4 protein-coding genes and 8 tRNA genes are annotated in these 5,268 nt (G+C 47.5%); 4 read left to right on the top strand and 8 right to left on the bottom strand.

Features of this window, described 5'->3' with window-relative positions:
* From Q0668_RS15935 to Q0668_RS15950, 4 genes are all read left to right on the top strand, one after another.
* Nucleotides 1-224: helix-turn-helix domain-containing protein (locus Q0668_RS15935; RefSeq protein WP_298866439.1), on the top strand; the 224-nt coding region annotated here is incomplete at its 5' end.
* A 139-nt stretch (nucleotides 225-363) separates the two neighbouring features.
* Nucleotides 364-1,821, top strand: coding sequence for a hypothetical protein (locus Q0668_RS15940; protein WP_298866441.1), 1,458 nt, complete (start codon nucleotides 364-366; stop codon nucleotides 1,819-1,821).
* A 128-nt stretch (nucleotides 1,822-1,949) separates the two neighbouring features.
* Complete coding sequence (locus Q0668_RS15945; protein WP_298866443.1) at nucleotides 1,950-2,129, top strand: hypothetical protein; 180 nt, start codon at nucleotides 1,950-1,952, stop codon at nucleotides 2,127-2,129.
* 888 nt (nucleotides 2,130-3,017) lie between these two features.
* Nucleotides 3,018-4,208 (top strand): site-specific integrase, encoded by a 1,191-nt coding sequence (locus Q0668_RS15950; RefSeq protein WP_298866445.1) that lies wholly within the window; start codon nucleotides 3,018-3,020, stop codon nucleotides 4,206-4,208.
* Nucleotides 4,209-4,249: 41 nt separating this feature from the next.
* Here the strand turns inward: Q0668_RS15950 and Q0668_RS15955 are convergent.
* The 8 genes from Q0668_RS15955 to Q0668_RS15990 all read right to left on the bottom strand — a co-directional run bounded on the left by Q0668_RS15955 (nucleotide 4,250) and on the right by Q0668_RS15990 (nucleotide 5,216).
* Nucleotides 4,250-4,334, bottom strand: a tRNA-Leu gene (locus Q0668_RS15955).
* A gap of 197 nt (nucleotides 4,335-4,531) precedes the next feature.
* Nucleotides 4,532-4,609 (bottom strand) — tRNA-Leu (locus Q0668_RS15960).
* 8 nt (nucleotides 4,610-4,617) lie between these two features.
* Nucleotides 4,618-4,692 (bottom strand) — tRNA-Asp (locus Q0668_RS15965).
* A gap of 56 nt (nucleotides 4,693-4,748) precedes the next feature.
* A tRNA-Trp gene (locus tag Q0668_RS15970) sits at nucleotides 4,749-4,819 on the bottom strand.
* A 39-nt stretch (nucleotides 4,820-4,858) separates the two neighbouring features.
* A tRNA-Asn gene (locus Q0668_RS15975) sits at nucleotides 4,859-4,933 on the bottom strand.
* A gap of 27 nt (nucleotides 4,934-4,960) precedes the next feature.
* Nucleotides 4,961-5,035 (bottom strand) — tRNA-Pro (locus tag Q0668_RS15980).
* Between the two features lie 8 nt (nucleotides 5,036-5,043).
* Nucleotides 5,044-5,114: transfer RNA gene (locus Q0668_RS15985), tRNA-Gly, on the bottom strand.
* A 30-nt stretch (nucleotides 5,115-5,144) separates the two neighbouring features.
* Nucleotides 5,145-5,216, bottom strand: a tRNA-Thr gene (locus Q0668_RS15990).
* Between the last annotated feature and the right edge of the window lie 52 nt (nucleotides 5,217-5,268).

Below are 5,268 nucleotides of genomic sequence, written 5' to 3' on the forward strand. Positions count from 1 at the left end.
GTGTTTTTTTATTGGGAGCGATTGAAATGAGCAGCGTAATTTCAGAACCATCTATTCTTGTCAACGAACGCGAAGCAGCTCGCCTGCTCGGATGCTGTGAACGTACAGTTTCCAGAATGCGAAACGCTGGCCAACTCAAGTACGTCAATCTCGGAAAAGCCGTTCGCTATTCACGCGAAGAGATTGTTCGCTTCGTTGAGTCCCGTTTGACTGTCGCAAAATGAAAGCAGCCCCACGTCTGGCAAGGACCGGGGCTACTTTTTGTTTTCCGTTTACGACAAACACGAAAACCGAATCAAGGTGCAAACATAATATGCGAAATACTCAGTATGTCAACGTCCTCTTTGCAGTAGGGGGGGATTGATGGCTAAGAAGAAAAATGATATCAGCAAGACGCTGACTAATTACGGGACAAAGGAAGTTGAAGACGACGAGGGCGAGAAAACAACCGTCTCTTATCCGTTGTCAGTAAAAGAGACAGTTCAGAAGGTCAGGCGCGTAACGTCGAACAGTCTTAATCGAACTGGTTCAATGCTGTTCGCGCACAAGCAAGGCACTGACGACGATGTTCATTTCATTACAAAGTCAACTGAACTGCCTGCCTACGCGTCTGGTATCTCTGGGAACAATTCCAGATTCCTTAAAGGTGTTGGATATCTAACACCTACTGAAATATATCACGAATGTTGCAGGACGCTGACGGATTACCCTGCAATTGAAAAGCTACCGCATGAACCGAAGATACCAGGCCACTACTACGCGTGCAAATTCCCGAAACCGGGTAAAGGTGAGGCAATGCGTCTCTTATTGGCCCGCTTTAATCCAGCAACAGACATTGATGCCGATTTAATCCAGGCAGCAATTGCTACGCTGTTTTGGGGTGGCAAGAGTGGCCAACGGCCCGCTTTCCTGATTACATCAGACGATGGAAGGGGCGCCGGTAAAACGAGACTGGTTTCAATGCTCAGTCACTTAGCAGGTGGTCTCATTGAACTATCTGCAAATGAGGACATTCAAGTTCTTAAACAACGATTGCTTTCTCCTGAAGGCATGATGTTGCGAATGGCACTACTCGATAATGCTAAAACTCTAAAATTCTCATGGGCAGAATTCGAGGCACTTATCACAACCGATTTCATATCAGGTAAGCGTATGTATGTCGGTGAGGCCAGAAGGCCCAACAATCTGACTTACTTTATTACGTTGAATGGTGCTTCTCTCTCGACTGATATTGCTCAGCGTTGCTGCATTATCAAACTGGCTAAGCCGATCTACTCAGGCGATTGGGAGGACGACACCAGGGCGCTGATAGATGAGCATAGAGAAGCAATCATTGGCGATGCTTTGGGGTTCTTACAGTCTCATGCTGAACCACTGGAACGATGCAGCCGGTGGGGAGCATGGGAACGCGATATTGTCGCCAGACTTTCAGAGCCTACGGAAGCACAAGCAGTGATACGCGAACGGCAGCAGGTTGCTGACGTCGACAAAGAAGAGTCGGAAATTATTGAGGACCACTTCAAAGCTAAGCTGATTGATTGTGATTACAACGTTGATACAGAAAAAGTATTTCTCCCTTCAAAAGTGGTCAATCAATGGTTCAGTGAGGCGACCAGCGAAAAGTTTTCAGCCGTTAAAGTTTCGAAAATGCTGAAACAGAAAATTCAGGAAGGTGGGATCAACTGCATACAAGAAAACCACAGTAGAAGCTACGGAAGGGGCTTTCTCTGGGTTGGTCTGAATTGGGATTGTGAGACACCAACTCAGCCGGATTTAGAGCACAGAATTGAAATCAAAAATAGACAAAAGTTCATGGGTTAAAGGACGCTGAGGACGCTTAGGACGCGTTTAACCTATTGTATCTCATTGTGCATTCAGATTCTTTGTGTATAACAACAATAGCCAGAACCCGTCCTACCCGTCCTAAGCGGCAGAAAGAAATGTGACCAATGAAAAAAGCAAACGACCCTAGTCAGAAATCTGACGAGGGTGAAGCGATCGAACAAACGTTTCTAATCAAGGTGTTGCCAATTAACGAATTCACAACAACAGAGGGATTGATTAAGAAACTCAGCATTATGTTTAGTTCTGCAGGTCTGCAGATCACAGCGGCGAACAGGATCGACTAGGAGCCAAGCATTCAGGAGCGTCTATTCTCTGGCCGGGAGTCAGGGCAGGACAAGGGGGAGGGGCTCATAATCTCTACAGTTAAAAGGCTGGAAACCACACCTACCATCAACATTTTCCGTGTGCGTTATTTTGCCTTAGGGGGGTTCGGCCAAAAAAACGAGAAAAGGGGGTTAAGCTGGGCGTGTGCAATAAAACGCATTAAGGGGGGGGCAAAAGGTACTTTCCAGCATTCTAAATACCAAAGGCGTTTCGGCTATCGCGGAAAAAAAGACCGATAGAGCGTGAAATCTGGGTTCTTCTACTTCCACTTTTAAGGCAGGCAATGAGCATGAAATCCAGGAACGAGGGAATGTGCACAGGATCAAAAGGTACTTCCAGAGGGGGGGATACACCTCGCGGGTTTCGCGTCGCATTTCCCTCGCGCATCAAAAAACATTTAGGGAGTGTCGGTCATGTCATACAAATACGCTACAAACAAAGGGTTTTGTGAATGGTAGTCAGAGAACACTGTCAGGATGCTGAGCGCATCTTTCTGCTGCTGCTGCAACCAGATTAAATTGCTTTCGGGCAAAAATCTCTGCGAAGATCGAAAAACGGTAGGCGTCTATTCCGGTGAAGGGACCCAAATCAATAGAGTTAATGGGCATTGAAGCCAGAAAACAGACATGGTCGAAAGTTGGAACAGGCGGGTCCTTGGAGCTGGATTCGACTTCAGAGAGTGACTCTTATTGACATTGTGAAACCTTGTTTTATATTTCCACCAATGTAATGCAGCGAAGGCCAAGTAAAACATGCGATCCGCATGGGTCCTTCGCTATGCGTTTTGTGTGCTGATGGCCAAGTGAACTATCAGCGATTCAAGTAACTTTACTTACCTAGGAGAGAGAATGGCGAGTATTAGCAAAGGCAAGAATGGCCACAAGATAATCCAGTTCTACGACGCATCAGGACGACGCAGAACGCTGAGGATCGGTAAGGCGTCCGTTAAGTCGGCAACGTCGGTAAAAGGCCACGTAGAGCGTCTGGTGTCGTCTCAGATAACAGGACACGCGGTTGATGACGTCACCTCACTCTGGGTGTCAAAGCTGGATAAGAAGATGACCAGCAAACTGGCAACGGCAGGACTGGTTGACGCGCGGGAGTCTTCCACGTTGGGAGAATTGATTGACGATTTTATCAGACTGCGAACGGGTGACATTAAGCCGAATTCAATGATTAAGTATACCGGCGCCAAGAAACACCTGATTGATTTCTTTGGTGAGGATAAGCAGCTAAATTCTCTGAATGCAGGAGACGCGAAGGAATGGCGAGCTTATCTGATAAACAAAGGACAGGCCGAAAACACGATTCGCCGACTATGTGGAGTGGCAAAAACCTTTTGTAACTTGGCAATAGATAAGGAACTGTTTTCAAAGAATCCCTTTGATAGCGTTCCATCTTCATTCATGCCAACGAGAGAGCGTCATTTCTACATTACGGCAGAGGATATTGAGAAAGTTATCCAGGCCTGCCCCGATGCTGAATGGCAGTTAATCATTGCTCTGGCCCGTTATGGTGGACTGAGAATTCCTTCAGAATCATTCGCTCTCACATGGCAGGACATCAACTGGGAGCGTAACCGCTTCTATGTTAAGTCACCAAAAACAGAACGATTTGAAGGAAAAGAGGGACGCATGATTCCGATATTCCCAGAACTGCGACCGTACTTTGATAAATGCTTTGAATTGGCAGAGGACGGCGCAGAACTCGTAATAACAAAGCATAAAGGAAAGAGTGCAAATCTGCGAACGCAATTTCACAGAATCATTAAGCGTGCAGGTCTGGAACCGTGGCCAAAGCCATTTCAGAATCTACGATCCAGCAGAGAGACGGAACTGATTGAACGGTTCCCAATTCAAACGGTAGTTGCTTGGCTTGGTAACTCTCCTAAAGTAGCAATGCAAAGCTATCTGCAAGTGAGAGAAACTGATTTCGATAAGGCAGTTGAAAGTGATGCTACAGGCGCTGCAGGCCACGTCCGTATGTGGCAGACTGCGACCGACAAGCCAAAATCAAAGAATGAAGTATGTTCGCTGTAGTCTTTCTGTTACGCGAAAAGTCACTATCAGTCAAAATGTATTGGTGACCAAGGCGAGAGTCGAACTCGCACTCCCGAAGGAACGACTTTCTAAAAGTCGCGCGTCTTCCAGTTTCGCCACTTGGCCGCTAAACTTATTTGATTAAAAAGTGCGTTGGAACGGAGTTGAACCGCCAAAGCTCGAAAGCGGGTGGGTTACAGCCACCGGGGCTCGCCAATGCCCAGCCAACGCATGTGTCGTTAGTCAGTCTAATTTCTGCTCGTGTTTTTCGTGCCTTTCGTGGTAGTAAAAAAAGTACTGGTTCAGTGGGTACCTTGAGTCAGTGGCGCGAGCGGGAGTCGAACCCGCAGACAATCACGAAATTTTAAGTTTCGTCGCTTTTCCAGTTTGCGTACCGCGCCGTGTTAAGCGTCCCCGATGGGATTTGAACCCACGACCTTCTGCGTGACAAGCAGATGAGCACTCCAGACTGCTCCGCGAGGACGAAATATACTTTAGTAGCTCGAGTGGAATTCGAACCCACTGTCTCTTTTCATCAAGCACGCCCCCAAGGATTTGAACCCTGATCAACTGGGTTGGAACCAGTCATGCTGCCATTACACCAGAGGCGTCGATTTAAAAAGGAACTCGAAAATCTCATTCCCTTTTAGCTGCGGCGGCAGGAATCGAACCTGCGTCGGAGCGGGTAACAACCGCCTGCCCGTACCAGCACGAGCACCACCGCATTAATTGTTTCATGATCGTAAATTAAGTCAGGGTGACTGGATTTGAACCAGCGATCTCGTGCTTCCAAAACACGCGGGTTAGCCAGACTTCCCCACACCCTGAAATCAAGAGCGCCCAGCGGGAGTCGAACCCGCACTTCCGCCATGGCAAGACAGTAGGCTGCCGCTACATCATGGGCGCTGAATATGTTTCTGTTTGTCAAAGAACAAGAGCACCCGAAGGGATTCGAACCCTCATCGCCGCTTTACAAGAGCGGAATCTTACCAACTAGACGACCGGTGCTTGATTGCTTGATTGCTTGATTGCTTGATTGCTTGATTGCTTGATTGCTTGA

It is taken from the genome of uncultured Gimesia sp., from assembly GCF_937910335.1.
In the GTDB taxonomy this organism is placed as follows: domain Bacteria; phylum Planctomycetota; class Planctomycetia; order Planctomycetales; family Planctomycetaceae; genus Gimesia.

What these genes read in the sequence shown, in the direction of transcription:
- Q0668_RS15950 (WP_298866445.1), top strand. Translation starts at nt 3,018, where the DNA reads ATGGCGAGTATTAGCAAAGGCAAGAATGGCCACAAGATAATCCAGTTC.
- Q0668_RS15945 (WP_298866443.1), top strand. Translation starts at nt 1,950, where the DNA reads ATGAAAAAAGCAAACGACCCTAGTCAGAAATCTGACGAGGGTGAAGCG.
- Q0668_RS15940 (WP_298866441.1), top strand. Translation starts at nt 364, where the DNA reads ATGGCTAAGAAGAAAAATGATATCAGCAAGACGCTGACTAATTACGGG.